Raw genomic sequence first — 25,167 nt, forward strand, 5'->3', positions numbered from 1 at the left:
CGGCCCCTCCTTTTTTTGTTTTCCCCCGCGGGACCACACATCGCCCCGCCAAATCCGGCAAGGGCCGGTGCTCGAGAGCCTCGCCGGCGGACGTGCCGCAGCCTCCTGATCTTGCTCGCCTTGCCCGCCGGGACAGGCGTCGAGGGACGCGACGATGTTCGTTCCGGCGTCCGGCCGCGCCGCCTCGGGCGGGCGGTTCCCCCGCACATACTCACTCGCCACATTCTCAAGCCAAATTCAATTAAATGCCTGGGCGTGTCGGCGGGGTGCCCCTGAATCGTCAGTTAGCGTCCCACGTATCGGGACAAGCCCGGAAAAGGACAAGCCGGAAAAGGACATGCCGATGGGGGCAGTGCGCAAGGTGGCGAGCTACCTTGGCCTGGGCGGTGCAGAACAGTACGACGAGGCCTACGGTGGCGACGAAGACTATGGGGATGATGACTGGATGCCGGCGTCCGAGCGGGCCGCTAAGCGTTGGCAGTCGACGGGTGAGCCGGCGCGCATCGTCATGGTGCGGCCGCAGAAGTACGACGACGCGCTGACCATGGGACGTCACTTCCGTGAGGGGCACACGGTCGTGATGGACGTGGCGAGCATGTCGACCGCCGAGGCGACCCGGATGGTGGATTTCGCCGCAGGCCTGGCCTATGGCTGTGAGGGCCGGATCGAGCGCATCGCGGACAAGGTCTTCTTGCTGACTCCGGCCAATGTCGAGGTCTCCACGGCCTGAGGGGGCGGCAGGTTCATCCGTCCTGAAGGGCCGACTTCTGCGCGGGCCGGAGGGCCCGGTTCAGGGGTCGGCTTCATGGCTTCATGGACCGGTCGCCCCAGGCCCTACGCCGCCTGGCGACACCACGTCCGCCGGGGTTCCGGAGACCGGGCTTCAATGCCTCAAGGGGCCGCTTGTACGGCCCTAGGCGGCACGGGGGCCGCGGCGGAGCACACGGCAGAGTTCGGCGAGGTCCTCAGCGGAGGCCTCAGCACGCGCGGCGGCCTCTTTGCCGTATTCGCGCAGTGCCCGAACCCCTCGTTCCGATACGTCGGACAACTCGCCGACCCGGGCCTGGACCCGACGGAGGTCGGCCTGCTCCTGGACCCTGTGGCGCCAGATGAGGTAGCCGCTCCAGCCGCCGAGTGCGGCCCCCGCGAGCGTGAGCAGGAACGAGACGACGAACCCGACGACGAACACCACCGCCGCCACAGCGCCGACCAGATAACCAGGCCACGGCGTCGATCCTCGTGGCACGCACTCGGTCACGATCTGCTGCTCAGCCGTGCTCATCGACTGCTGGTCGGCACCCTCGGCCCGCAGCGTGATCGGATATCCCAAGATCGGGACGGTCACGGCCTCAGGCGGAGGCGCTTTGATGGTCTCGACGAGAGACTCGCCCGCCGCCTTGACCGCGGGCGCCGCCACGTGAAGGGCGAGCGCCGCGAGATGCGGGTCGGCTCCGGGACGGACGTCGTGGAGCAGATGCCCGCTGAGCGAGCTCAACGGTCCTTCCGCGCTCTCCTGGCCGGCGAGCGATCTGAGCACGGCGAGCGGCTCGTCATCCGTCCAGACCGTGCCGGAGACGACCTTGGACACCTCGGCGGGCCGGGGTACGGAAGTGATCTCGGAACAGCGCTCTCGCAGCCGGCGCAGCCGGGCCACGGCCTGGGCCGAGACGGCGATCTCAGGGACGGCCACCAGTTCGGGGAAGCCGTCGAAGGACGTAGGCACCATAGGAGCGGGCTCGTCGGGAACGAGGGCCTTGAGCCACAACTCGTCCTCCGGCGGGACGACCACGGCATCGAGCTTCCGTAGGACGAAGATCTTTCCCACCGGGCCGTAGGCGCCGCGGGCGGCTGCAAGCCACAGGGCACGCTGGCCGGAGGACACCGGGCGATCGTTCGAGAGTTCGCCGAAGGCGGTGCCCAGCCAGGACGCGTGTATGCGGTCTCCGAGGCCGCATACGGCCAGGGACAGGCAGAGGAACAGCGACGTCCGTTGTTCGTCGAGCTCCGCGGCCAGGGCGAGCGGCTCCAGCGCGTCCTGCCCCGACATGATGAGCCCGAGAGCCTCGACCGCGGGCGCGAGCCAGTAGCCGGGCACATCGGTGACGCCTGGCGGCAGGCTCGGGACGCTTCCGCCCGCTGCCAGGCCGACGAGAAGCGCCTCCGCGTAACGGTGCAGCTCCGTCGCGTCGGCCTTACTTCCAGGGTCCGGACTCGTGGTCAGGTCCATGCTCACGCGAACGCTCCCCGAGGGATTGGCTGGCACTCCCTTGACCCGCGCCAGACTAGACGCCCGGCCGGGTGGGAGGGGTAGAGGCGCGCCGGACGGTGAACGGGAGTTGACCTGATCAGGCATGATCCCGTTCACACACGTCCATTCACACGTTTCCGCTCACATGCGCTCGGGGACCTCGATGCCGAGGAGGTCGAGCCCCTGGACCAGCACCCGCAGTGTCAGGGCCGACAGGGCGAGACGCGACGTCCGGACCGGCTCCTCAGCCTTGAGCACCGGGCACGTCTCGAAGAAGCTCGTGAACGCCTGGGCGAGGTCGAACAGGTAGTTGCAGAGCCGGTGCGGCTCCGACGACTCCGCCACGGTCTCGACGATCGAGCCGAACCCGAGCAACTGCAGCGCGAGGGCACGCTCCGCGGGCTCGCCGAGAGTGATGGGGCCGGGGAAGTCTGCAGGGTCGAGCTCGCCCCGGCGGAAGATCGACCGGATCCGGGCCACGGCGTACTGCAGGTAGGGCCCCGTGTTGCCGGTGAGGGCCAGCATGCGGTCGAAGTCGAAGACGTACTCGCTGTCGTGGCTGACCGACAGATCGGCGTACTTCACCGCACCGATGCCGACCTGGCGGCCGATCTCCCTGCGGGCGGCGGGCTCATAGCCGCGCTCGGCGATGACCGCCTCCGCCCGGCTCACGGCCTCGTCGAGGAGCTCGGTCAACTTGGTCGATGCGCCGCTCCGCGTCTTGAACATCTTGCCGTCGGCGCCCAGCACGCTGCCGATCTGGACGTGCTCGGCGCTCACGTCGTCATGCAGCCACCCGGCCATGCGCGCGGCGGCGAAGACCATCTGGAAGTGCAGCGACTGGGTGGCGCCCACGACGTAGAGGATGCGGTCGGCCTTGAGGTCGCGCACCCGGTACCGGATCGCGGCCAGGTCCGTGGTGGCGTAGCCGTACCCGCCGTCGCTCTTGCGGATGATGAGCGGGAGCGGCCGGTCGTCGCGGCCGGTGAAACCGGGCGGGAAGACGCACAGCGCGCCCTCGCTGATCTCGGCCACGCCCGCCTGCTCGAGCTCGTCGCAGACGTCGGCGAGCATGGTGTTGTACATGCTCTCGCCGGCGATGTGGTCATCGGTGAGCGTGACTCCCAGCACGTCGTAGACGTGGTTGAAGTAGCGCTTGGTGTACTCGATGAACTCCCGCCACAGACGCAGGGTGGCCGGGTCGCCGCCCTGGAGCAGCGGAACCCGGCTGCGGGAGCGCTCCTCGAACGTGCGGTCGTTGTCGAACTTGTGCCGGGCCTCCTGGTAGAAGGCGTTGCCGTCGCCGGAGGCGAGCCGGGTGAGGGCCTCGCTCTCGCCGAGGTCGATCAGGTGCTCGATCAGCATCCCGAACGGCGTGCCCCAGTCACCGAGGTGGTTCTGCCGGGTGACGTCATGGCCGACGTGCTCGTGCACCCGGACCAGGGTGTCGCCCACGATCGTGGTCCGCAGGTGCCCGACGTGCATCTCCTTGGCGGCGTTGGGCGCCGAGTAGTCGATCACGATGCTCTTCGGCGCGGCCTGCGGCACGCCCAGCCGGTCGTCGGCGAGTTGAAGCACGGACTGGGCGGCGATCCAGTCATCGCTCAGGGTCATGTTGAGGAAGCCGGGCCCGCTGATCTCGACGGCGACGTCGGTGTGGTCCATGGCGTCGGCCACGGCCTGGGCGACCTCCCGTGGCGCTCGTCGGAGCCGCTTGGCCAGGCTCAGCGCGACGTTCGCCTGGTAGTCGGCGAACTGTGACGGCCTGATAAGCGGATCTTCGGAGGCGTACTCCTGGCCGAAGGCGGTGCCCAGCGCCTGCTGGACCCGCTCGGCGAGGATGAGCTGCGGGTCGGTCATGCACAAAGCTTAATGGGGTCGGTATGCGCGGATGCTTACCGGCGACGGTGCGATTTGTTGGCCGAGGCGATGCGTTCCCCGATGCGCGAGACGATCCCCTGGGCGGCCAGATGCGCGGCCAACTCGCACGCCGCCGCGATCCCCTTGGCTCTGGAGGAGCCGTGCGCGATGACGACGGTCCCGTTGAGCCCCAGCAGTACGGCACCGCCGTGCGCCTCGGGGTCGAGGCGGGCGGCGAGCTCTCTCAACTTCGCCCGCTGGAGCAGGCCGCCGACCTTGGCCAGCCGGCTTTCATTGATCGTCTCTCTGAGCTGGCCGAACGCGTAGCGCACGCTGCCTTCGAGGGCCTTCAGGGTGACGTTGCCGGTGAAACCGTCGGTGACGATGACGTCGACCTTGCCGGTGAGCAGGTCGTCGCCCTCGATGTTGCCGGTGAAGTCGATGCCTGAGGTGCCTGAGAGCAACTCGTGTGCGCGCTTGACCAGTTTGCTGCCCTTCTCAGGCTCGGCGCCGATGGTGAGCAGCCCCACCCGCGGCCGCGCGAGGCCGAGCGCGGTCTCGGCATAGGCGACGCCGAGGTGGGCGAACTGCACCAGCATCTCCGGCTTGGTGTCGGCGTTGGCTCCGGCGTCCAGCAGAACGGTCGGGTGCGGCCTGGTGGGCAGCGGCACCGTGATCGCGGGACGCATCACACCCTGCTGGCCACGCAGGCGAAGCCGTCCGGTGGCCACCACCCCGGCGGTCGACCCCGCGGACACCACGGCCGCCGCGTCGCCTCGCCGTACGAGATGGCAGGCGATCGCGATGCTGGAGCGCGGACGGCGCAGGCTCGCCAGCGCGCCCTCGTCCATCGCCAGAGCCTCCTCGGCCCGGACGACGGGGATCTCTGAGACGGCGTCGTGCGCGAGAAGGGCCTGGTGGAGAGCCCGGGGCTGGCCGACGAGCACGACGGGAACGCCGCGCTCACGCACCGCCTGGACGGCTCCGGCGACGATCTCGTCCGGCGCGTTGTCGCCGCCCATGGCGTCGAGGGCCACCGGTAGCACGCGGCTTCGGAGCGAATCGGGCGTGACGCCGTTCACCCTGGTCACTTCACCCGGATCTGGAACATGCCCGAATGGTAGGCCCTCAGGGTGACGGCTTCCTGTACACCACGATCTTGCCGAATGTCGCGCGCCCCGTGACGCGGATCAGCGGGCCGTCGCCGTCCTTGCCGGCGGTCACCGCGCGCTTGGAGAACACCGCGAGGCCTTCGTCGATGACGTGGGCCTCGTGGGGCACGGTCACGATCAGCTTGCCGCAGAAGGAGTTGAGCTCAAGGGTGACCTCGCGGCCCGGGATGACGGCGTCGGAGAGGTCGACGATCAGGGCGCCGAAGGTCGAACGCAGCTCGGTGTGGCGCCCGGCGACCCAGCGCCCGCGTCGGATGACCTTGCTGAAGACCGCAATGATCTTCTGTCTGTCCGCCGTGGCACTGGCCGGCGCCGTGCTCGTCACGGGGAGATCGGTGGTGAGGGGGACGAGGTCGCCGAGGGTGACGGCCGTGTAGGCGGCGTCGAGCCGGTCGGCGTGCTCTGTCGTGGTGAGGCGGCCGGTGGCCAGCGCCTCTCCGAGGATGCCCGCGACCCGATCGCGGTCCGCGTCGGAGGCGCGCTGAGCGGGGTCGTCGCCCGCGAACGGAGTCAAGGAAGTCACAAATTCAGGGTAGCTCCTGACGAGATATGTCGCGATAAACCCGGAATCTTCACTGTGAACTTTCGCCGGAGTGGAACCAACTGTGGGTGGGTCGCGTCCGAATAAGTGAGACCCACCGACGCGTGGCGAGGGCGGTTGGTTTACCGGAGATCCAAAAATCTACCAGGAAAGGAAGGTCGAGTGATCCCTTCTCAGGGCACGCGTGGCTTCCGGGCTTACACGGCCAAGCACCTCGACGAGTTGCTCGGCCGCGCCGGCTTCGATGGAGATGCGCGGCTGCGCGTGCGCGCCGTGGCCACGGTGTTGCCGTTCCGGACGAACGCTTATGTCGTGGACGAGTTGATCGACTGGTCGGCCGCCCCCGATGACCCCATTTATCGCCTGGTCTTCCCCCAGGAGGACATGCTGCCGGAGGCCGATGTGTCCCGGCTGGCCGATCTCCTCCGCGACGAGGCCTCGGCGGCGCAACTCAAGGCGGCCGCCGCGGAGATCCGGATGCGGCTCAATCCCCACCCCGCAGGACAACTGGAGCTCAACGTTCCCCGCGTGGGCCTGGAGACCATGCAGGGAATGCAGCACAAATACCCCGAGACGGTGCTCTTCTTCCCCAAGCAAGGGCAGACGTGTCACGCCTACTGCACGTACTGCTTCCGATGGGCCCAGTTCATCGGTGAGCCCGACCTCAAGATGGCGTCCGACGACGTCGGGCGTCTGGTCTCCTACGTCGGGGACCACCCGGAGGTCACGAGCGTGCTGCTCACCGGCGGTGATCCGATGATCATGGGCGAGCCGGTGCTCAGGCGCTACGTGGAGCCGCTCCTCCAGGTGGAGCAGATCGAGTCGATCCGCATCGGCACGAAGTCCCTGGCGTACTGGCCGGCCAGGTTCGTCACCGATCCCGACGCCGACGCGACGCTCGAACTGTTCGCGGAGGTGGTGAGGTCGGGCAAGAGCCTCGCCTTCATGGCGCACTTCTCGCACCCCCGCGAACTGGAGTCGCCGATCGTGGAGGAGGCGGTCCGCCGTATCAGGGACACCGGCGCCGTGATCCGTACGCAGGCGCCGATCATCCGGTCGATCAACGACTCGGCGGCGACCTGGGCGAGCATGTGGAGGCGCCAGAGCACGCTCGGCATGATCCCGTACTACATGTTCGTCGAGCGTGACACCGGTCCCCAGGACTACTTCGCCGTTCCCCTCGTGGACGCCTACGAGATCTTCCGCGACGCCTACGCCCAGGTCTCCGGAGTGTGCCGGACCGTCAGAGGGCCGTCGATGTCCGCGACACCCGGAAAGGTCTGCGTCGACGGCGTGACCGAGATCGCCGGGCAGAAGGTGTTCGTGCTCCACTTCATCCAGGCCCGCGACCCCGAGATCGTCGGCCGGCCGTTCTTCGCTCGCTACGACCCGGAAGCCGTCTGGCTCTCGGACCTCCGGCCGGCCTTCGCCGACCGTTTCCCCTTCGAACAGGGCCTCGAAGCCGCGCCTCTTGCCCGCCTGAGCGCCTGACACCACGCGCGTTAATAAAAGTGACCGGAAAAATCTGTCCCCCGGCCTGGGCGGCATGTTTACCATGCCTTTCTCCCGGGCCGGGGTTGGCCTGACCATATAGTCATCGGCTACTGGCCTATATCCGGACTTTTCTGGTCTCGCTCCTGGTCACAACCCCTGGGACAGAGGACATTCCCGCGGTGCGCGGGGGTGATAGAAATGCGGTCGTCTTTGTCGGCACGCACGCCGACGCACGGGGGTTCTTGGGTTCGTCATTCCCACTCTCGTGAAAAGGAATATGAACCGGGGGCAAGTAATGAAACGAGTGGTTAGGACAGCCGTCGTCGCCTTCACGGTCGGCGTCGCCGGCCTGATGGCTGCGCCGGCACAGGCCAACGTGTGCAACAACGTGTGCACCTCGCGGATCACGGCGGTGGCGAACCTCCTGGCCGACCTCCAGAGCCACGCGGTCGTCGCGGCCACCGCAGGGGCCAGCGCCCAGGTCTCCGCCGTGGCGAACCTGAGTGCCAACGTCGTCGCCGACCTGCAGGCCGATCTCGTCGCCGTGGCCGACCTGGCGGGCACCACCACCGCCAGCCTCAACGCCCGGGCGAACGCACAGATCGCCGCGGCCGCCGCCCTGGCGGCCGACGTCTCGGCCGACATCATGGCCAACCTCACGGTCAACGTCGTCGCGAACCTGCAGGCCCACCTCACGGCCGTGATCGAGGCGACCGCGAACGTGACGGCCAACATCGACGCCACCGTGCTGGCCAACGTGAACGCCGGCGCAGTGGCGGTCACGGAAGCGAGCAAGCCGGCTCTCGGCGTCACGGGGCAGGCTCCGGCCGTCGCCGCGGCCACCGCTCCGACCGCCGCCGCCACGGTGGGCGCTGCGGCCAATCTGGGGCTCGTCGCGAACCTCACGGCGCTCCTCGACCTCAACGCCGCGGTCGGGGTGGCCGGAACGGCTTCCGGTGGCCTGCTCGCGCTGATTCCATGCGACACGCCGGCCACCGCTCTGCAGGCCACTGCGGCGGCCACGGCGAGGACGACCACGACCCAGGTGAACCGGGGCGTGAGCACCACGGCCACGAACGTCAACAACCAGACGCTGGTTCCCGCTGGAACGACCGCCGCAACCACCGGCACGTCGCTCGTCACCTCCGCGGCCACCACGACGGACGCGACCGGATCCTCCACGGTGACGGGCATCCCCCGCACCGTCAGGGGGACCCTGCCGAAGCACAACAACGGGTACGTGCGCGGCGGCGGCAACCGCCCGTAGACGCCGAAGCGAAAAACGAACGGCCGGTGTCCCCCGAGGGGACACCGGCCGTTCCGTTCGCGGTGGAGGGGGTCAGCTGACGGGAACGCGCACGCCTGTGCGCCGGGCGATCTGAGCCTGTAGCCGCGCCATCTGCCAGTGCAGATCGATCAGTTGCTCGGCGAGCGTGCCGGCCGGCAACTCTATGGGATCCTCGGCGGCCAAGTGGTCGATCGCCATCGCCAGGTCGCTCATGCCACCCCTTCCCCTAGATCGAATCTCCGTTCGAATCATAGTAGAACAGGGGTCGCACTCGCATCAGGTTTCGTACACCGGTGCGATATAGCCGCGCGCGAGCGTGTTGGCGGTGATGTTGAACCCGACGACGGCGGGCGAGGTGTCGCTGTCCACTCCGAGCTTGTCGACGCCGAGCGCGTGCACCGCGAACAGGTACCGGTGCGGGTGTCCGGGAGGTGGTGCGGCCCCGTCGTACTGCTTGGCGTTGAAGTCGTTGCGCGCATGCACCGCCCCTTCGGGCAGGCCCTTGAAGCCGGGAGCGGTGCCGGCTCCGGTCGGCAACTCGGTCACGTCGGCGGGGATGTCGAACAGCACCCAGTGCCAGAAACCGCTTCCGGTGGGCGCGTCCGGGTCATAGCAGGTCACCGCGTAGCTCTTGGTGCCCTCCGGCGCTCCGGACCACTGGAGGTTCGGGGAGAGGTTCTGCCCCGTCATCCCCCAGTCGTTGTACACGTGGGCTTCCGGCTTGCGCTCCCCGTCGCGGACGTCGTCACTGACGACGTTCAGCGTGGCGACTTCCGGTAGGTGGTCGTAAGGAATCGACGGCGGTGTGGGCATCGGTTCACCCTCCCATGAGTGGTCAAACCCGGTTGTAGGCCCCCAGGACCTCCTGCGGATCGCCTTCCATCTTGATCTTGCCCTTGTGCAGCCAGATGACCCGGTTGCAGGTCTCCTCGATCACGTCGAGGTTGTGGGCGACGAGGAAGACGGTGCCGGCGGACTCGCGCATCTGCATGATGCGGTCCTTGCTCTTCTTCCTGAACTCGCGGTCGCCGGTGGCGAGGGCCTCGTCGATCAGCAGGACGTCGTGAGTCTTTGCGGAAGAGATCGCGAAGCGGAGTCGCGCGCCCATTCCGGAGGAGTAGGTCGACATGGGGAACTGGATGAAGTCCCCGATGCCGGAGAAGTCGACGATCTCGTCGTACTTCTCCCGGGTCTCGCCCGGTGACATGCCCATGGCGTAGCAGCCGAGCACGATGTTGCGCTCTCCCGTGAGCTCCTTCATGAGCGCCGCGTTGACACCGAGCAGGGACGGCTGGCCGTTGGTGTAGACGGCGCCCTTGTGCGCAGGGAGCAGGCCCGCGATGGCACGCAGCAGCGTCGACTTGCCCGAGCCGTTGCGGCCGATGATGCCGATGGCCTCACCGTGGTTCGCGACGAAGGAGACGCCGCGGACGGCGTGGACCTCCTTCATCTCCGGACGGCCCTGGCGGCGGACGATGCGACGCAGCGCGTTGGCCGCGTTGCCCTTCTGCTTGTTGGCCGCGCCGTAGACCTTGTACACGATGTGCAGGTCGTCGACGATCACGGTCGGCGTTCCCACTGTCATCTTCGACAGCTCCTCGCTCGGCTTCTGCATCACATCAGCCACGGCCGTACCTCTCCTCAGCTCGCCAGAAGTACCAGAAGCCGCCGATCGCCGCGAAAACGGCCCAGAAGATGCAGGTTACCCACGCCCAGCGCTCCGGGAACCGCTGATAGATCAGCAGGTCACGCATGAACTCGATGTAGGCGGCCGCCGGGTTGAACTCCATCGCCCAACGGAGGGCGCCCGGCAGGTCCTTGGTCTTATCGGTGATCATGTAGAACACGCCGGAGGCGTACAACCAGGTGCGCAGGATGAACGGAAGCAACTGGGTGATGTCGCGGACGAACGCGCCGATGCGGGCCATGAACAGGCTCGCCCCGAGGTTGAAGATGAACTGGAAGATCAGAGCGACCGGGATCAGCAGCCAGAGCCAGCTGATCGGCTCTCCGGTGATCAGCACCAGCACGATGAGCACGCCCATCGACCAGCCGAGGATCTGCAGTTCCTGGATCGCGTACGCCAGGGGAAGCGTCGCCCGCGGGAAGTGCAATGCTCGGATGAGGGACAGGTTGCCCGAGATCGACTTGGCGCCGCCCGTCACCGTCCGCTGGGTGAAGGTGAAGACCATGACCCCGGTGATGAGGAATGCGGGGTAATTTTCAATGTGCTTGCTCTGGGCCAGGATGACGCCGAACATCAGCCAGTAGACCGCCGCGTTGAGCAGCGGGGTGAGCACCTGCCACAACTGGCCGAGTGCTGACTCCGAGTAGTTCGAGACGTTCCTCGATGTGGCGTACGTCACAATGAAGTGCCGTCGGTCCCACAGTTGGCGCAGATAAGCGGGCAGTGTGGGGCGTGCGATGGCACGCCGCAATCCGTAACGCTCGGCGAGTGCGGCCAGTGACTCCTGGGCTTGGCCGCCCGCCTGGGCGTCCGCGACCGCGGACTCCGGCTGGCTCATGGCAAGGACTCTATTGGATGGTGGTGGATGAGAAGCCGGCGACGTTGGTCGGCCGATTCCTCGCTGGAGTGGGGTACATCTGTCGCATCGGACGCCGCTGCGACTGGTCAAAGGTAGCCCAAGACGCCGTGACGCAAGGACAACGCCACGGACCTTACGACATCCCCGGGACCATGGGGAGACGCAGAAGTGGTATATCTACCGTAGTTGAGCGCTTTATACCCGAGATACCTATTTGGGGTTGGCTCGCTGGTATGCGTGTGACGCCCTACTGACGCACGTGTGACCGAACTGCAACGCGGCAGAGACTCCTCTGCTGCGTCGGGTGAGGGATGCTCGCGGACGACTGACAGGGCGTCAGCTGGTTTGACCACGCCTGGAAAACCGGGGACCTTACCAGCGCGAACGCCCATCCTTAGAGGGAGGACCAATCCACTATGCGCGTGACTAAGGGCGCGAAGATCGCCGCAGGCTCCGCGCTGCTAGCGCTCGGGGTCGCCGCGTGCGGCGGTGGCAGCGGCAGCTCAGGTGACGGCGGGAGCAACCCCCGTACGGCCACGGGCACCGTCTACATCCGCGGTTGTGAGCCGCAGACCGGCTTCGTGCCGGGCAACATCAACGAGACCTGCGGCGGCACGGTCAACGACTTCGTGTACAGCAAGCTCGTGAAGTACAACCCCGACACGGCCGCCCCCGAGCTCGACCAGGCCGCGTCGATCGACACGACCGACAACAAGGTCTGGACGATCAAGCTCAAGCCGGGGCTCAAGTGGAGCGACGGCACTCCGGTGACCGCGAAGAACTACGTCGACTCGTGGAACTACACGGCGTACTCGCCGAACGCGCAGATCGGCAGCTCGTGGTTCGCTGACATCGTCGGCTTCGACAAGGTCAACACCGCGGACCCCGACGGTCCCGACGGACCCAAGCAGGCGCCGAAGCCGGAGACCGACAAGCTGGCCGGCCTCGAGGTCGTCGACGACACCACCTTCAAGGTGACGCTCGCCGCCCCCACCGCCGTGTTCCGCACCAAGCTGGGCTACATCACCTTCGCCCCGCTGCCCGAGGCCTTCTTCAAGGACCCCAAGGGCTTCGCGTCGAACCCGATCACGAACGGCCCCTTCAAGTTCGTGAAGTGGGACCACAACTCGCAGATCGTGGTCGCCGCCAACCCCGACTACGCGGGTGCGGAGAAGCCGAAGGTCAAGCAGATCGTCTACAAGATGTACAAGGACGACGACGCTGCCTACGCGGACCTGGTGTCCAACAACCTCGACTTCACCGAGCTGATCCCGCCGTCGGCCCTGGCCGGCGACAAGTGGAAGACCGACCTCGGTGACCGCGCGATCGAGGGTCAGCAGGGCGTCATCCAGACGGTGTCGTTCCCGCTGTACGACAAGGAGTTCGGCGGCAACGCCGACTTCCGCAAGGCGATCTCCATGGCGGTCGACCGGAAGACCATCACGGACAAGATCTTCAACAAGGGCCGAGTGCCGCTCGACAGCTGGGTCTCCCCGATCGTCGAGGGCTACAAGGCCGGATCTTGCCAGCAGTGGTGCACCTACGACCCGGTCAAGGCCAAGGAGTACCTGGCCAAGGCCAAGGGCGAGGGCTACACCCCGCCCAAGGAATTCCCGATCTGGTACAACGGCGACTCCGCGCACAAGGAGTGGGTGGACGCCATGGCCAACAGCATCAACCAGGCCCTGGGCGCCGACGCCGGCTTCACCGTGGTGGGCAGGTCCATGCCGACGTTCGACGAGTTCCGTAGCGTCATCACGGAGCACAAGATCAAGGGCATGTTCCGCACCGGCTGGCAGATGGACTACCCGCACATCGAGGACTTCCTGAACCCGCTGGTCAAGACCGGCGCGTCCTCGAACGACGGTCTGTACAGCAACAAGGCCCTGGACGAGAAGCTGCACGAGGCTGACACCGCCACGGACCAGAACCAGTCCGTCTCCCTCTACCAGCAGGCCGAGGCTATGCTGGCTGATGACCTGCCGACGATCCCGCTGTGGTCGTACGGTCTGCAGGCCGGCACCTCGAAGTGGGTTACTGGGGTCAAGGTCACGCCGTTCGGTGAGCTCGACCCGCTCTCCATCGCGATCAAGGAAGCGTAGCCTCCGGACTCGCACATCATCGAGGCCGGTCCCAGACCGGGGCCGGCCTCGGTCGTTGTCCAATCACGCCCGCCCCTGTGTTGACCTACGGGGGACGCTGTACGACCTTTAGCGTCAGACAGGAGGTGCGCATGGGCCGATACACCATCAGGCGCCTGCTGCAACTCATACCCGTGCTGCTCGGCACGACATTCCTCATCAACTACATGGTGTGGCAACTTCCCGGCGACCCCTTCGCCGGTCGGTGCGGCCAGCGGCCCTGCCCGGACAGCTATGTCTCCGCGATGAGGGCGCAGTTCGGCCTGGATCAGCCGATCCTGCTGCAGTACTGGCAGTTCCTGAAGAACATGCTCAGCGGAAACCTCGGCGTCGACTTCAACCAGGTCCCCGTGGTGACCCAGTTGGCCGACGCGTGGCCCATCACCATCCGCCTGGCGCTCCTCGCGGTCGCCATCGAGGCCGTCATCGGCATCAGCGCCGGCGTCCTGTCCGGCCTCAAGCGCGGCGGCTTCATCGACAACGTGGTCACCATCTCCACGCTGTTCCTGCTGTCGCTCCCCGTCTTCGTCACCGGCTTCCTCCTCCAGTGGCTGCTCGGCGTCCAGTTCCAGATCATCACCCCGACGGTGTCCGACGAGGCGCCCATCATGGAACTGATCGTCCCGGCCTTCGTGCTCGCCAGCCTCAACATGGCGTTCACCGCCCGCCTGACGCGGACGAGCATCGTGGAGAACCGCCGCTCCGACTACGTCCGCACGGCCATCGCCAAGGGTCTGACCAACAGGCGAGTGGTCGGCGTCCATCTCCTGCGCAACTCGCTGATCCCCGTGTTGACCTTCCTCGGCACCGAGGTGGGTTCTTTGATGTCCGGTGCGATCATCACCGAGGGCATCTTCAACATCCACGGCATCGGCGGCCTTCTCTACCGGGCGATCACAGGCCAGGACTACACGATCGTCGTCCCGATCGCCTCGCTGCTCGTCCTCGTGTACCTGGTCTCAAACCTGCTCGTCGACCTCCTCTACGGCGTGCTCGACCCGAGGATCCGCTATGAGTGACCCCTCCGTAACGCAGGACCTGATTCACGGCGGGGAAGGACCCGCTGCATCGGTCGTGTCGTCCTCGAACAGGCCGCGCAGCCTGTGGCAGGACACGTGGGACATCCTCCGGCACAGGAAGATCTTCTGGATCTCCTTCATCATGCTGATCCTGTTCCTGCTCATGGCCGCCTTCCCGTCGCTGTTCACGCACAAGAACCCCGACTACGCGACGCTCGCCAAGAGCATGGACCCGCCGAGCGGGGAGGCGTGGTTCGGATACGACCTGCAGGGACGCGACGTCTTCGCCCGCACGATCTACGGCGCCCGCACCTCGATCATCGTCGGCGTTCTCGCCACACTCGTGACCGTGATCCTCGGCGGCGTCGCCGGAGTGCTGGCGGCCTACTACGCGCGGTGGGTCGACTCGATCCTGTCCCGCATCGGTGAGATCTTCCTGGGTGTGCCGTACGTGCTGGGGGCGATCATCATCCTCGGCACCGTGGCGCCCGCGCAGAGCAGCCCCGACAGGGTGACGATCATGGCCGTGGTCATCATCGTGCTCGCCGTGCTCGGGTGGCCGATCCTCATGCGCATCGCCCGCTCGTCGGTGATCCAGGCGAAGCACCAGGATTACGTCCAGGCAGCGCGTGCTCTGGGGGCCGGCCCGTTCCGGATCATCTTCAAGCACCTCCTGCCGAACTCCCTGGCGCCGATCCTCGTGTACTCGACGATCACGATCGGCAGCTACATCGGGGCCGAGGCGACGCTCTCGCTGCTGGGAATCGGCCTGCGCGAGCCGGTGATCTCGTGGGGCATCGCGATCGCCGACCACACCAGCTACATCAGGACCGGCGCCCACGCGATGTTGTTCCCCGCGGCGTTCCTGTCCCTGTGCGTGCTGACCTTCGTCATGCTGGGCGAAGCCGTACGCGACGCCCTCGACCCGAAGCTTCGCTGAGGAGGCACAGCAAGTGGTAGAAGTGCTTTCCGGGCCCACGGGCAGAGGCTCCTACAGCGGCGCCCTCCTGGAGGTCGAGAACCTCCATGTGGAGTTCCACACCCGTCAGGGCGTGGCCAAGGCCGTCAACGGCGTCACCTACAGCGTGAATCCCGGCGAGACCCTGGCGGTGCTGGGCGAGTCGGGTTCGGGCAAGAGCGTGACCGCTCAGACGATCATGGGCATCCTCGACATGCCGCCCGGCAAGGTGACCGGCGGGGAGATCCGGTTCCGCGGGGTTGACATCCTCAAGCTCCCCGAGGAGCAGCGCAGGAGGATCCGCGGCGAGGGCATCTCCATGGTGTTCCAGGACGCCCTTTCGGCGCTGAACCCCGTCTTCCCCGTGGGCTGGCAGATCGCGGAGATGTTCCGGATCCACCGGGGCAGCTCGCGGTCCGACGCCAAGAAGAAGGCCGTCGAGCTGATGGACCGGGTCCGCATCCCCGGGGCCAGGGACCGCGTCAACGATTTCCCGCACCAGTTCTCCGGCGGCATGCGCCAGCGCATCATGATCGCCATGGCGATCGCGCTCGACCCGGAGATCCTGATCGCCGACGAGCCGACGACCGCGCTCGACGTGACCGTCCAGGCCCAGATCATGGGGCTGCTCGCCGACCTTCAGCGCGACAGCAACATGGGCCTCATCCTGATCACCCATGACCTCGGCGTCGTCGCCGACGTGGCCGACAAGATCGCCGTCATGTACGGCGGTCGCATCGTCGAGACCGCGCCGGTTCACGATCTGTACCGGACGCCGGCCCACCCGTACACCAAGGGTCTGCTCGAGTCGATCCCGCGGGTCGACCTCAAGGGCCAGGAACTGTACGCGATCAAGGGCATGCCGCCGAACCTGCTCGAAATGCCGTCGGGTTGCGCCTTCCACCCCCGTTGCCCCTACCGCCGGGAGGACTGCGCCACAGCGGTTCCCCCGCTGTACCCGATCAGTGGCACCCGTGGAAGCGCCTGCCACTACTGGAGGGAGGTTGTCGATGGCTCCCGCTGAGTCCATCCTCGAAGTCCGCGACCTGGTCAAGCACTTCCCTCTGACACAGGGCATCGTCTTCAAACGGCAGATCGGCGCCATCAAGGCCGTCGACGGGGTGTCCTTCGACCTCCATCGCGGTGAGACGCTGGGCGTCGTGGGCGAGTCGGGCTGTGGAAAGTCCACCCTCGCCAAGGTGATGATGGCGCTGGAGCGGCCCACGTCCGGGTCGGTGAAGGTCAACGGCAAGGACATCACCAAGGCCAAGGGCGCCGAGCTCAAGCACATGCGGCGCAACATCCAGATGGTGATGCAGGACCCGTACACCTCCCTGAACCCCCGGATGACCGTCGGCGACATCGTCGGCGAGCCGTTCGAGATCCACTCGGAGGTCCTCCCGAAGGGTGGCCGCCGCAAGCGCGTGCAGGAACTGCTGGACGTGGTCGGACTCAACCCCGACCACATCAACCGGTACCCGCACCAGTTCTCCGGCGGTCAGCGGCAGCGCATCGGCATCGCCCGCGGTCTGGCGCTGCAGCCCGAGGTCATCATCTGCGACGAGCCGGTCTCCGCGCTCGACGTGTCGATCCAGGCCCAGGTCATGAACCTGCTGGACCGGCTCCAGAAAGAGTTCAACCTGGCGTACATCTTCATCGCCCACGACCTGTCGGTGGTGCGCCACATCTCCGACCGCGTGGCCGTGATGTACCTCGGCAAGATCGTCGAGCTGGGTGGAGACAGCCAGATCTACGACCGGCCGAGCCACCCCTACACCCAGGCGCTGCTCTCGGCGGTGCCGGTGCCCAACCCGGAGGGCCGCGAGGCCCGCGAGCGGATCATCCTGCAGGGCGACCCGCCGTCACCGGCCAACCCGCCGTCCGGCTGCCGGTTCCGCACCCGTTGCTGGAAGGCGCAGGACATCTGCGCCAAGGAGGAGCCCCTCCTCCAGATCCGGCCGGGCACCGACCACCTCAGCGCATGCCACTTCGCCGAGGCCCTCGACGTGGTCCACGTCCAGTCGTAGCCCCCGCGGTACTCCCACCTACGGCTCTCGCCCGAGTCACGCCTGCTGGCGGCTCGGCGAGAGCCGTACGTGTGCTCCGGGAGGCAACCCGAGCCGTTCCGCCGCGTCGCCGCAGTTGATCGCCATGGCCACCAGGCCGGCGGAATCGGTGAAGGCGACCAGATCGCCGGGCGGCACGACCGTGAACGTCTCCCTGAACGGCACGGTGATCTGCCGCCGTCCGAGCCAGATGGCCAGCATGTCGCCGGTACGGATGCCGAGAGATGTCATGTCGGTCGCGGTGATCGACAACTGGACGTTGCCGTGGCGATCGACGCAGAGCACCTCGCCCTCGGCTGCCCCGTCGCGAAGCCGGCTCATGGGCGCGGGCAGCATGACCAGGCTGTCAGTCGGAACCGGCGGTCCCACGTCGGCGGGGCTGCTGCCGGCGCACAGGTGCGCCGCCACGGGTGCGAAGACGTCCCGGCCGTGGAACGTGGGCGAGACCGGCTTCAGGAACAGGTCCTTGTTGGCGATCTCGTATGCCGCCTCGGCGCCGCCGGCGGCCTGGAGGGCCCACGACAGGACGCCGTTGTCCGGCCCGATGAACACCCGGCCCCCGGCCTCGACCGCGACCGCGCGGCCGGCGCCGCAGGCGGTCGGGTCGACGACGGCGAGATGGACGCCGACGGGCAGATAAGGCGTGGTCTGCGCGAGGATGGCCGCGCCGCGCCGCACGTCCCCCGCGGGGACGAGATGGCCGACGTCGATGATCCTCGCCTCTGGCGCTATCCCGACGATGACTCCGTGGCAGGCGGCGACGAAGCCGTCCTCCAGCCCGTAGTCGGTCAGAAGCGTGATTACTGAGGTCACACCTGGTGACATTACGACTGCCCTTCCGGCCTGAACACCCCGGGATTCCCTACTACGATGATGGCGGGCGCCGCGAGCCCATCGAGGAGGAGCGGATGGAAACCGAACCGGCCGACGGCGATGGGCTTGCCATCTCGGATCGAGACCGCCAGATCCTCGCGTTCGAGCGCCAGTGGTGGCGTTACGCGGGAGCCAAGGAACAGGCCATCCACGAGGCGTTCGGCATCTCGGCCACGCGCTACTACCAACTCCTCGGTGAGCTGATCGACAGGCCCGAGGCCATGGAGCATGATCCGATGCTGGTCAAACGCTTACGCCGGATGCGGGCCGGCCGTCAGCGCGACCGTGCGGCCCGGCGTTTCGGTCTGAGGCCATGATGCTTCCCGAGCACACCGGGCTCGAGGCCCTGCTGTCCGACCCGTCGGGCGCGGTGATCGGGCTCGACTACGACGGCACACTCGCCCCCATCGTGGTGGACCCCGCCTCCGCCCGGATCCATCCCGACGCCCCCGGAGTGCTCGCCGAGCTGGCCAAGCAGGTCGGCGGCATCGTGATCGTCACCGGTCGCCCCCCTGGTACGGCTCTCGCGCTCGGGGCTAGCGCCTCCGGGCCGTCCCTCGCCGACGTGCCCGGTCTCGTCATCCTCGGTCACTACGGGCTGGAACGCTGGGAGGGCGGCCGGATCACGGCGCCGCCCCCGTTCCGAGGGCTCGAGCAGGTGCGCGAGCGTCTGCCGCTCATCGTGAGCGGCTTCGGCGACGTCCTGATCGAGGACAAGGGGCAGGCGGTGGCCGTTCACACGCGGACGAGCCCCGATCCCGAGGCCACCCTGGAGGAGTTGCGCGGGCCGATCGCCGATCTCGCCGCCGAGACGGGGCTGGTGGTCGAGCCTGGGCGGCTGGTGCTGGAGTTGCGACCGGCGGGCATGGACAAGGGCCGGGCCCTGTCGAGGTTCCTCGCCGAGCGGAGGGCCCGGTCGGTGATGTTCGCCGGAGACGATCTGGGTGACCTCGCCGCGTTCGACGCCGTGGTGGCCGCGCCGATCCCCGGCGTCCGGGTGTGCAGCGGCTCCGCCGAGGTGACCGCACTGGCGGAGCGGGCGGACGTCGTCGTCGACGGCCCCGCCGGTGTGGTCGAGTTGCTCCGGGCGATCACCCAGCGGCTGAGCGGGAGCTGAGGACGCCCACCGCGGCGAACCCGATGAGCACGGGCGCGAGTAGGAACGCCGCGTGGGTGCCGAAGCCGTCACCCAGCACTCCGAGGACGAACGGACCGCCGCCCGAGCCCACCGACCCCCAGACCGACGCGGCGCCCGACGCCTGGTCCGGCCGGCCTCCCGACGCGTCGATGATCCGGGCCAGCGCCAGCGGGAAGTGCAGCGAGATGCCGAGCCCGCTGAGGGCCAGCCCCGCATAACCGGCGGCCTGCGACGTGCTGAGCCAGAACAGCGCCCATCCCAGCAGCGTCACGGCGAGCGAGCCGAGGAACAGCGGCGTCGGCCGGAAGCGCAGGGCCAGCCGGGCTCCGCCGAACCGGCCGACGGCCATGCCCGCCAGCATCGCGGTCAGACCCTTCGCGGCGGCCGCCGCCGTCAGACCGGTCTGCTGGGCGAACAGTTCGGCCGCCCACAGGTTGAAGGTGAACTCGAGCCCGACGCAGCACAGCAGCACCGCGCCGGCGATGTGGAAGCGCCTGCCGTACGAGATCTTGCGGGTGGCGCCGGCCTCCGCGGAAGCCGGCGGGGCGGTGGTGAGCCGGGCGGGAACCCAGACGCGGCCCATCGTCAGGGCGAGCAGCACCGTGCCCACGATCGGGACGCACAGAGCGGCCCGCCATCCGACCGCGGAGCCCGCGACCACGCTGAACAGGTAGGAGACCGCGATCCCCGCGATCACCGCCACCGCGTTGGCCTCGCTGATGGCGGCGGGACCCGCAGGACCCTGGTGGTCGCTGAGCGCGGCCATCACGACGTACAGCGTGACCGAGCCCGCCGTCCCGGCCACGGCGAAGCCGGTCAGGGTGAAGGGGAGCGAGTGGCCGAGGATCACGATGAGGATGCCGGCGTTCATCACGACGAGTCCGGTCCAGACCGTGACGCGGCGGCCGAGCCGGGCGCTGAGCAGCGGAAGCGTGAGGCCCGCGATGACGCCGCCGACGGCCATGGCCGTGCCGTGCAATCCTCCGACGGCCTGGGAGACGCCCAGTTCGGCGCGGAGTGTGGGCAGTGCGGCCGACAAACCGTAGAGATATGTCGCGAAAGTGGCAAGGACCAGATAGATGAACCAGGTGGGACGATCCCTATTGAAACGCAATGCCTGAACGGTCGTGGCAGAGTCCACCAAGGCCCCCGTATCGCGCTTCAAATGGAGGGAAAGGCTAGCATCCGTGCTGTTATCAGCTCAGAGCGGCCAGTTGGTCCTCGAACCAGCGGTGCGGCGGCATGGCCGTCGCGGCTTCGCGCAGCCGGACGCCGCGCTTGATCCGCTCATCCTCGGGGAGGATCAGCGCCTCGTGGAGGGCCGTGGCCGTGCCCGAGACGTCGAACGGATTGACGAGCAGCGAGTCCGGCCCCAACTCGGCCGCCGCCCCGGCCTCGCGCGACAACACCAGGGCGCACCGCTCGGACAGGATCGGCCCCTCCTTGGCGACCAGGTTCATGCCGTCGCGGATCGGGTTCACCAGCAGCACGTCGGCCAGCCGGTAGGCCGCGAGCGAGCGGGGATAGTCGTCGTGGACGTTGAGGATCAGCGGGTCCCAGTCGTCGGTCGCGTACTCGTCCTCGATCTCCTTGGCGCACCGCTGCACGGCGGCCGTGTACTCCCGGTATTCGGGCAGGTCGTGACGCGAGGGGTAGGCGAACGCCAGATGCACGACCTTGCCGTGCCATTCCGGATGCCGGCCCAGGAACTCCCGGTAGGCGGCGAGGCCGCGCACGATGTTCTTGGACAGTTCGGTCCTGTCGATGCGGACGATCAGCTTGCGGTCGCCGACCAGGTCCCGGATGGCCGTCATGTGCGACTCGACGTCCGGCTCGGCGGCCCGCGCCCGAAGCGCCTCGCCGTTGACGCCCAGGGCGTGGACCCCGATCCGCGTGGTCCTGCCCTCGTAGGTCACCGTGCGGTCGCCGCGGTCGATCCGGGCCCCGAGGAAGGTCTCGCAGCAGTCCATGAACGCGCTGGCCCACCGGGCGGTGAGGAAACCGGCGTGGTCGGCTCCCAGGATGCCCGACAGCACCTCGGCGGCCACGTCGTCGGGGAGCAGCGAGAAGTACTCCGGTGGGGCCCACGGCGTGTGCGAGAAGTGGGCGATGCGCAGGTCGGGCCGCTCGACCCGGAGCATCGCGGGCGTCAGCGTCAGGTGGTAGTCCTGCACCATCACCTTGGCGTCGTGCGCCGCCTCCTCCGCCAGCGCGAGTGCGAAGGCGCCGTTGTACTCGCGATAGGACTCCCACTCCCGCCTGAACCGCGTGTCGAACTGCGGGGCGATCGGGGTGTTGTAGAGCAGGTGGTTCACGAACCACAGGGTCGAGTTGGCCACCGCGTTGTACGCCCGGTGGAAGATCGGCGGGGGGATGTCCAGCATGCGGACCGGCCCGGTGTCGTTGCCCGCCTCGTCGAGCCGCCCGCCGGGGGCCTGCCGTACGGCGCCGCGGTCGCCGTCGGACAGCGCCGCGCAGACCCACAACACGTCAGTGTCCCTGACCACCTCCGACAGGCCGGAGACCAGGCCGCCGCCGCCCCTGCGCATGGTCAGCGCACCGTTTTCCGACAGGGTGAAGGCCACCGGCCCCCGATTGGAGGCGATCAAGACTGAATGGGCGCGCATGGACGAAGATTAATCAAAGCTGACAGCGATCAATAGGATGTCGGTCAATCGCGGAAAGGCTTGATCCGTTATGGCACTGGACGAGGCGGTCGACGAGCTGGCCAGAACGGCCGCGGAAGGCGATCATCGTTCGCTCGGCGAACTGCTCCGCCGGATCGAGCCCGACGTCATCCGGCACTGCGAGCGGCTTCTGCCGTACCGGCAGGACGCCGAGGAGGCGGCGCAGGACACGCTGCTGGCGGTGGCCCGTAACATCAGCAGATTCGAGGGCCGCTCGCGCTTCGGCACCTGGCTGCACATCGTCACGGTGAACTGCGCCAGGACGACCTACCGGTCGCTGAAGCGCCGGTCGTCCGAACAGGCGGAGGAACTGCCCGAGCAGCGGCCCGACCCCCGGAGGGTCAGCGTCATCGCCGGGTCGCGCCTGGACCTGCTCGACGCCATGGAGGCGTTGGAGGCGGACAAGCCCGACCTGGCGCACGCGCTGGTCTTACGCGACATCTGCGAACTCGACTACGCGGAGATCGCCGACCAGCTCGGCATCCCGATCGGCACCGCCAAGTCGCGCATCCACCAGGCGCGCAAGTACGTCCAGGCGGTCCTCGGCGACGCGTACCGCTGAGCGGCGATGGACGCCCGCGTCCCGGATCGTGAGACGACGGAACGGACATGCGGGACGGCGAGGTACAGTGCTAGGGACCTGCCCGGCGGGTCTACAACTGAACATTGCTCATCCAGAGGGGTGGAGGGACCGGCCCTGCGAAGCCCCGGCAACCTTCCCGGCGTCCGACTCGTGACCACGAGGCCGGCCGGGACAGGTGCCAATTCCGGCTCGTGATCAGGGCGGTCGCGAGCGAAGATGAGGGAAAGGCCTCGCTTCATGGCGCTCTCAGATGCTCCCCAGTTCGGCCCCGCGACCGCTCTGTCGTGTCGCGAATGCGGCACCCTCTACGACCTCGGGCCGATCTTCGCCTGTTCCGAGTGTTTCGGGCCACTCGAGGTGGCGTACGACTTCGGCGACGTCCGTCGTGAGGACATCGAATCCGGCCCGACCAACATCTGGCGCTACCGGGCGCTGCTCCCCGTCCCCGAGAACGTGGCGACCAAGCCCAACCTCCAGCCCGGCTGGACGAAGTTGATCAAGGCCGACAATCTCGCAGCCGAGCTGGGCCTGCGTTCCCTCCACGTGAAGGACGACTCCGGCAACCCGACCCACTCGTTCAAGGACCGGGTGGTGTCCATCGCCCTCGAGGCGGCCAGGGCCTTCGGCTTCCACACGCTCTCCTGCTCCTCCACGGGCAACCTCGCCGGCGCGGTCGGCGCCGCGGCGGCCCGCGCCGGGCTCGACTCCTGCGTCTTCATCCCCGCGAACCTCGAAGAGGCCAAGATCACCATGGCCGCCGTCTACGGGGGCCGCCTGGTCGCCATCGACGGCACCTACGACGAGGTGAACCGCTTCTGCTCCGAGCTGATCGGCGATGAGCTGGGAGAGAAGTGGGGCTTCGTCAACGTCAACCTCCGGCCGTTCTACGCGGAGGGCTCCAAGACGCTGGCCTACGAGATCGCCGAGCAGCTCGGCTGGCGCCTGCCCGACCAGATCGTCATCCCCGTGGCGTCCGGCTCGCAGCTGACCAAGGTGGACAAGGGCTTCCGCGAGCTCATCAAGCTGGGGCTCGTCGAGGACAGGCCGTACCGGATCTTCGGGGCCCAGGCCGAGGGCTGCTCGCCGGTCTCCGCGGCGTACAAGGCGGGACACGACGTGGTCCAGCCGGTCCGGCCGAACACGATCGCCAAGTCCCTCGCCATCGGAAACCCGGCGGACGGACCGTACGTCCTGGACATCGCGCGGCGGACCGGCGGCGCGGTGGAGGACGTCGACGACCGTGAGGTGGTCGAGGCGATCCGCCTGCTGGCCAGGACCGAGGGCGTCTTCGCCGAGACCGCGGGCGGCGTGACCGTCGGCGTCCTTCGTAAGCTGGTCAGGAACGGCGCGCTCGACCCGGACGCGGAGACCGTCGTGCTCAACACCGGAGACGGGCTCAAGACGCTGGACGCGGTCGCCGCCGAGGCGCGGCCCACCGCCGTCATCCGCCCTTCCCTCGAGGCATTCCGTACGGCATTCGCCAACTGAAGTCGTTTCTCCAAGCCCAACTGAAGCAAGAAAGCGAGCGACAAATGAGTGTTTCAGTGCGGATTCCGACGATTCTGCGCACATACACGAGCGGAGCCGCGGAGGTATCCGGCGACGGAGGAACGCTCCGGGAAGTCCTGCAGAAGCTGGATGTCGACTATCCGGGCATCGGAGGTCGCATCCTGGACGAAACGGGCAAGATTCGGCGTTTTGTCAACGTATATGTGGGTGAAGAGGACGTCCGATTCACTGAGGGACTCGACACACCCACGCCCGGTGGCAGCCAGATCTCCGTCATCCCGGCCGTGGCCGGCGGCTGAACGGCTCGGTCGCGCATGCGTCTGACATGCGCTTCTATCATTATCGAAGTCAATCGCCGTTGAGAAATGGTGCAATAATCAACTATCCGACCCCTAACTGAATATTCGCCGTTTCCTGCTTTGAGCGAACGCCATGAAGTGGTTTGCGGATTGACTCTGTTGTGCCACGGCTTGACACGGGTATGGTCGAGGACGATCGACGTAATCGGGGGCTTCTTGGCGTGGTCCCCAGCCCAGCAAGAGGAGTCGGAAAGTGGCGCAGGGCACCGTCAAATGGTTTAACGCGGACAAGGGCTACGGCTTCATCGCGGTAGACGGTGGTAAGGACGTGTTCGTCCATTACTCGGCAATCATGATGGACGGGTACAAGGCCCTCGAGCAGGGCCAGCGAGTCGAGTTCGACATCACGCAGGGCCAGAAGGGGCCCCAGGCGGAAGGCGTCCGGACCGTCTGATCTGTTCAGCACCCCCTACGTAAGGCCCGGTTCGTCCCACGAGCCGGGCCTTCCTCGCGGTCGGACTTACCTGTACAAGCTGGTCAGGCTGGCTTCCGCTTGCACTCGCAGGGGTAGAGTGCTAAACACGTGTTTGGCACTCTGAGGTCGAGAGTGACAACTCACGGGATCGAGGCGATGGGGCCTGCGAAAGGAAAGCGGGCCCGTGCCGTCGCGGGCGTCGGCTCGGTCCGTTGAAACCACCCTGCTACTGGGAGGTCTAGCCTTATGGCAGCCAAGATGATCGCGTTT

At 67.5% G+C, this 25,167-nt stretch carries 25 protein-coding genes and 1 riboswitch; of the genes, 14 read left to right on the plus strand and 11 right to left on the minus strand.

All coding sequences use genetic code 11. The features are described from left to right. Nucleotides 1-343 precede the first annotated feature (343 nt). Nucleotides 344-730 (plus strand): cell division protein SepF, encoded by a 387-nt coding sequence (locus Pmi06nite_RS40650; RefSeq protein WP_203958592.1) that lies wholly within the window; start codon nt 344-346, stop codon nt 728-730. 183 nt (nt 731-913) lie between these two features. Here Pmi06nite_RS40650 and Pmi06nite_RS40655 read toward each other — a convergent pair whose 3' ends face one another. The 4 genes from Pmi06nite_RS40655 to Pmi06nite_RS40670 all read right to left on the minus strand — a co-directional run bounded on the left by Pmi06nite_RS40655 (nt 914) and on the right by Pmi06nite_RS40670 (nt 5,803). Further along, a complete protein-coding gene (locus tag Pmi06nite_RS40655; RefSeq protein ID WP_239114553.1) occupies nt 914-2,227 on the minus strand; it encodes a hypothetical protein in 1,314 nt (437 codons plus the stop codon). 162 nt (nt 2,228-2,389) lie between these two features. Then, on the minus strand, nt 2,390-4,108 hold the full coding sequence (argS, locus tag Pmi06nite_RS40660) for an arginine--tRNA ligase (RefSeq protein WP_203958593.1): 1,719 nt from the start codon (nt 4,106-4,108) through the stop codon (nt 2,390-2,392). 35 nt (nt 4,109-4,143) lie between these two features. Further along, on the minus strand, nt 4,144-5,190 hold the full coding sequence (gene plsX / locus Pmi06nite_RS40665) for a phosphate acyltransferase PlsX (RefSeq protein WP_203958613.1): 1,047 nt from the start codon (nt 5,188-5,190) through the stop codon (nt 4,144-4,146). A 46-nt stretch (nt 5,191-5,236) separates the two neighbouring features. Next, nucleotides 5,237-5,803 (minus strand): DUF1707 SHOCT-like domain-containing protein, encoded by a 567-nt coding sequence (locus Pmi06nite_RS40670; protein ID WP_203958594.1) that lies wholly within the window; start codon nt 5,801-5,803, stop codon nt 5,237-5,239. Between the two features lie 180 nt (nt 5,804-5,983). Between Pmi06nite_RS40670 and Pmi06nite_RS40675 the strand changes: the two genes are divergently transcribed. Continuing rightward, nucleotides 5,984-7,312 carry a KamA family radical SAM protein gene (locus tag Pmi06nite_RS40675; protein WP_203958595.1) on the plus strand — a complete coding sequence of 443 codons (1,329 nt, stop codon included), beginning with the start codon at nt 5,984-5,986 and terminating at the stop codon, nt 7,310-7,312. Nucleotides 7,313-7,610: 298 nt separating this feature from the next. Further along, nucleotides 7,611-8,582, plus strand: coding sequence for a hypothetical protein (locus tag Pmi06nite_RS40680; RefSeq protein WP_203958596.1), 972 nt, complete (start codon nt 7,611-7,613; stop codon nt 8,580-8,582). 72 nt (nt 8,583-8,654) lie between these two features. Here Pmi06nite_RS40680 and Pmi06nite_RS40685 read toward each other — a convergent pair whose 3' ends face one another. The 4 genes from Pmi06nite_RS40685 to Pmi06nite_RS40700 all read right to left on the minus strand — a co-directional run bounded on the left by Pmi06nite_RS40685 (nt 8,655) and on the right by Pmi06nite_RS40700 (nt 11,128). Next, nucleotides 8,655-8,816: a hypothetical protein gene (locus tag Pmi06nite_RS40685; RefSeq protein ID WP_239114550.1), complete on the minus strand. Its 162-nt coding sequence runs from the start codon at nt 8,814-8,816 to the stop codon at nt 8,655-8,657. A gap of 63 nt (nt 8,817-8,879) precedes the next feature. Beyond that, entirely contained in the window at nt 8,880-9,416 is a 537-nt protein-coding gene (locus tag Pmi06nite_RS40690) for a YbhB/YbcL family Raf kinase inhibitor-like protein (RefSeq protein WP_203958598.1), read from the minus strand. 22 nt (nt 9,417-9,438) lie between these two features. Further along, a complete protein-coding gene (locus Pmi06nite_RS40695) occupies nt 9,439-10,218 on the minus strand; it encodes an ABC transporter ATP-binding protein (protein WP_203958614.1) in 780 nt (259 codons plus the stop codon). Between the two features lie 4 nt (nt 10,219-10,222). Then, a complete protein-coding gene (locus Pmi06nite_RS40700) occupies nt 10,223-11,128 on the minus strand; it encodes an ABC transporter permease (RefSeq protein WP_203958599.1) in 906 nt (301 codons plus the stop codon). A 443-nt stretch (nt 11,129-11,571) separates the two neighbouring features. Between Pmi06nite_RS40700 and Pmi06nite_RS40705 the strand changes: the two genes are divergently transcribed. The 5 genes from Pmi06nite_RS40705 to Pmi06nite_RS40725 all read left to right on the plus strand — a co-directional run bounded on the left by Pmi06nite_RS40705 (nt 11,572) and on the right by Pmi06nite_RS40725 (nt 17,294). Beyond that, the gene (locus Pmi06nite_RS40705; RefSeq protein ID WP_203958600.1) at nt 11,572-13,251 is read left to right on the plus strand and encodes a peptide ABC transporter substrate-binding protein; all 1,680 of its coding nucleotides are present in this window, start codon (nt 11,572-11,574) and stop codon (nt 13,249-13,251) included. Between the two features lie 131 nt (nt 13,252-13,382). Then, nucleotides 13,383-14,309, plus strand: coding sequence for an ABC transporter permease (locus Pmi06nite_RS40710; protein ID WP_203958601.1), 927 nt, complete (start codon nt 13,383-13,385; stop codon nt 14,307-14,309). Next, nucleotides 14,302-15,249: an ABC transporter permease gene (locus tag Pmi06nite_RS40715; protein ID WP_203958602.1), complete on the plus strand. Its 948-nt coding sequence runs from the start codon at nt 14,302-14,304 to the stop codon at nt 15,247-15,249. Before Pmi06nite_RS40710 ends, Pmi06nite_RS40715 begins: the two co-directional genes overlap by 8 nt. 13 nt (nt 15,250-15,262) lie before the next feature. After that, nucleotides 15,263-16,291, plus strand: a complete 1,029-nt coding sequence (locus Pmi06nite_RS40720) for an ABC transporter ATP-binding protein (protein WP_239114551.1) — start codon at nt 15,263-15,265, stop codon at nt 16,289-16,291. Next, complete coding sequence (locus Pmi06nite_RS40725; RefSeq protein ID WP_275409661.1) at nt 16,278-17,294, plus strand: ABC transporter ATP-binding protein; 1,017 nt, start codon at nt 16,278-16,280, stop codon at nt 17,292-17,294. The genes Pmi06nite_RS40720 and Pmi06nite_RS40725 overlap by 14 nt, the downstream gene beginning before the upstream one ends. A 36-nt stretch (nt 17,295-17,330) precedes the next feature. Here the strand turns inward: Pmi06nite_RS40725 and Pmi06nite_RS40730 are convergent, their stop codons facing one another. Continuing rightward, nucleotides 17,331-18,146: an SAM hydrolase/SAM-dependent halogenase family protein gene (locus Pmi06nite_RS40730; protein WP_239114552.1), complete on the minus strand. Its 816-nt coding sequence runs from the start codon at nt 18,144-18,146 to the stop codon at nt 17,331-17,333. A 95-nt stretch (nt 18,147-18,241) separates the two neighbouring features. Between Pmi06nite_RS40730 and Pmi06nite_RS40735 the strand changes: the two genes are divergently transcribed. Both Pmi06nite_RS40735 and otsB read left to right on the plus strand, forming a co-directional pair. Continuing rightward, nucleotides 18,242-18,523, plus strand: a complete 282-nt coding sequence (locus tag Pmi06nite_RS40735) for a DUF3263 domain-containing protein (protein WP_203958605.1) — start codon at nt 18,242-18,244, stop codon at nt 18,521-18,523. Further along, nucleotides 18,520-19,323 carry a trehalose-phosphatase gene (gene otsB, locus Pmi06nite_RS40740; protein WP_203958606.1) on the plus strand — a complete coding sequence of 268 codons (804 nt, stop codon included), beginning with the start codon at nt 18,520-18,522 and terminating at the stop codon, nt 19,321-19,323. Before Pmi06nite_RS40735 ends, otsB begins: the two co-directional genes overlap by 4 nt. Here otsB and Pmi06nite_RS40745 read toward each other — a convergent pair. Both Pmi06nite_RS40745 and Pmi06nite_RS40750 read right to left on the minus strand, forming a co-directional pair. After that, the gene (locus Pmi06nite_RS40745) at nt 19,298-20,458 is read right to left on the minus strand and encodes an MFS transporter (protein ID WP_203958607.1); all 1,161 of its coding nucleotides are present in this window, start codon (nt 20,456-20,458) and stop codon (nt 19,298-19,300) included. The genes otsB and Pmi06nite_RS40745 overlap by 26 nt on opposite strands. Before the next feature lie 82 nt (nt 20,459-20,540). Further along, nucleotides 20,541-21,971, minus strand: coding sequence for an alpha,alpha-trehalose-phosphate synthase (UDP-forming) (locus Pmi06nite_RS40750; RefSeq protein WP_203958608.1), 1,431 nt, complete (start codon nt 21,969-21,971; stop codon nt 20,541-20,543). Between the two features lie 70 nt (nt 21,972-22,041). Here Pmi06nite_RS40750 and Pmi06nite_RS40755 point away from each other — a divergent pair, with 70 nt between their 5' ends. From Pmi06nite_RS40755 to Pmi06nite_RS40770, 4 genes are all read left to right on the plus strand, one after another. Next, nucleotides 22,042-22,593, plus strand: coding sequence for an RNA polymerase sigma factor (locus tag Pmi06nite_RS40755; protein ID WP_203958609.1), 552 nt, complete (start codon nt 22,042-22,044; stop codon nt 22,591-22,593). Between the two features lie 105 nt (nt 22,594-22,698). Continuing rightward, a riboswitch (SAM riboswitch) is annotated at nt 22,699-22,837 on the plus strand. Nucleotides 22,838-22,851: 14 nt separating this feature from the next. Next, entirely contained in the window at nt 22,852-24,102 is a 1,251-nt protein-coding gene (thrC, locus tag Pmi06nite_RS40760; RefSeq protein ID WP_203958610.1) for a threonine synthase, read from the plus strand. A 44-nt stretch (nt 24,103-24,146) separates the two neighbouring features. Next, nucleotides 24,147-24,422: a MoaD/ThiS family protein gene (locus Pmi06nite_RS40765; RefSeq protein WP_203958611.1), complete on the plus strand. Its 276-nt coding sequence runs from the start codon at nt 24,147-24,149 to the stop codon at nt 24,420-24,422. A gap of 253 nt (nt 24,423-24,675) precedes the next feature. Continuing rightward, complete coding sequence (locus Pmi06nite_RS40770) at nt 24,676-24,876, plus strand: cold-shock protein (RefSeq protein WP_066373698.1); 201 nt, start codon at nt 24,676-24,678, stop codon at nt 24,874-24,876. The last annotated feature ends 291 nt before the right edge of the window (nt 24,877-25,167 follow it).

Source organism: Planotetraspora mira, assembly GCF_016863275.1.
Lineage (GTDB): Bacteria > Actinomycetota > Actinomycetes > Streptosporangiales > Streptosporangiaceae > Planotetraspora > Planotetraspora mira.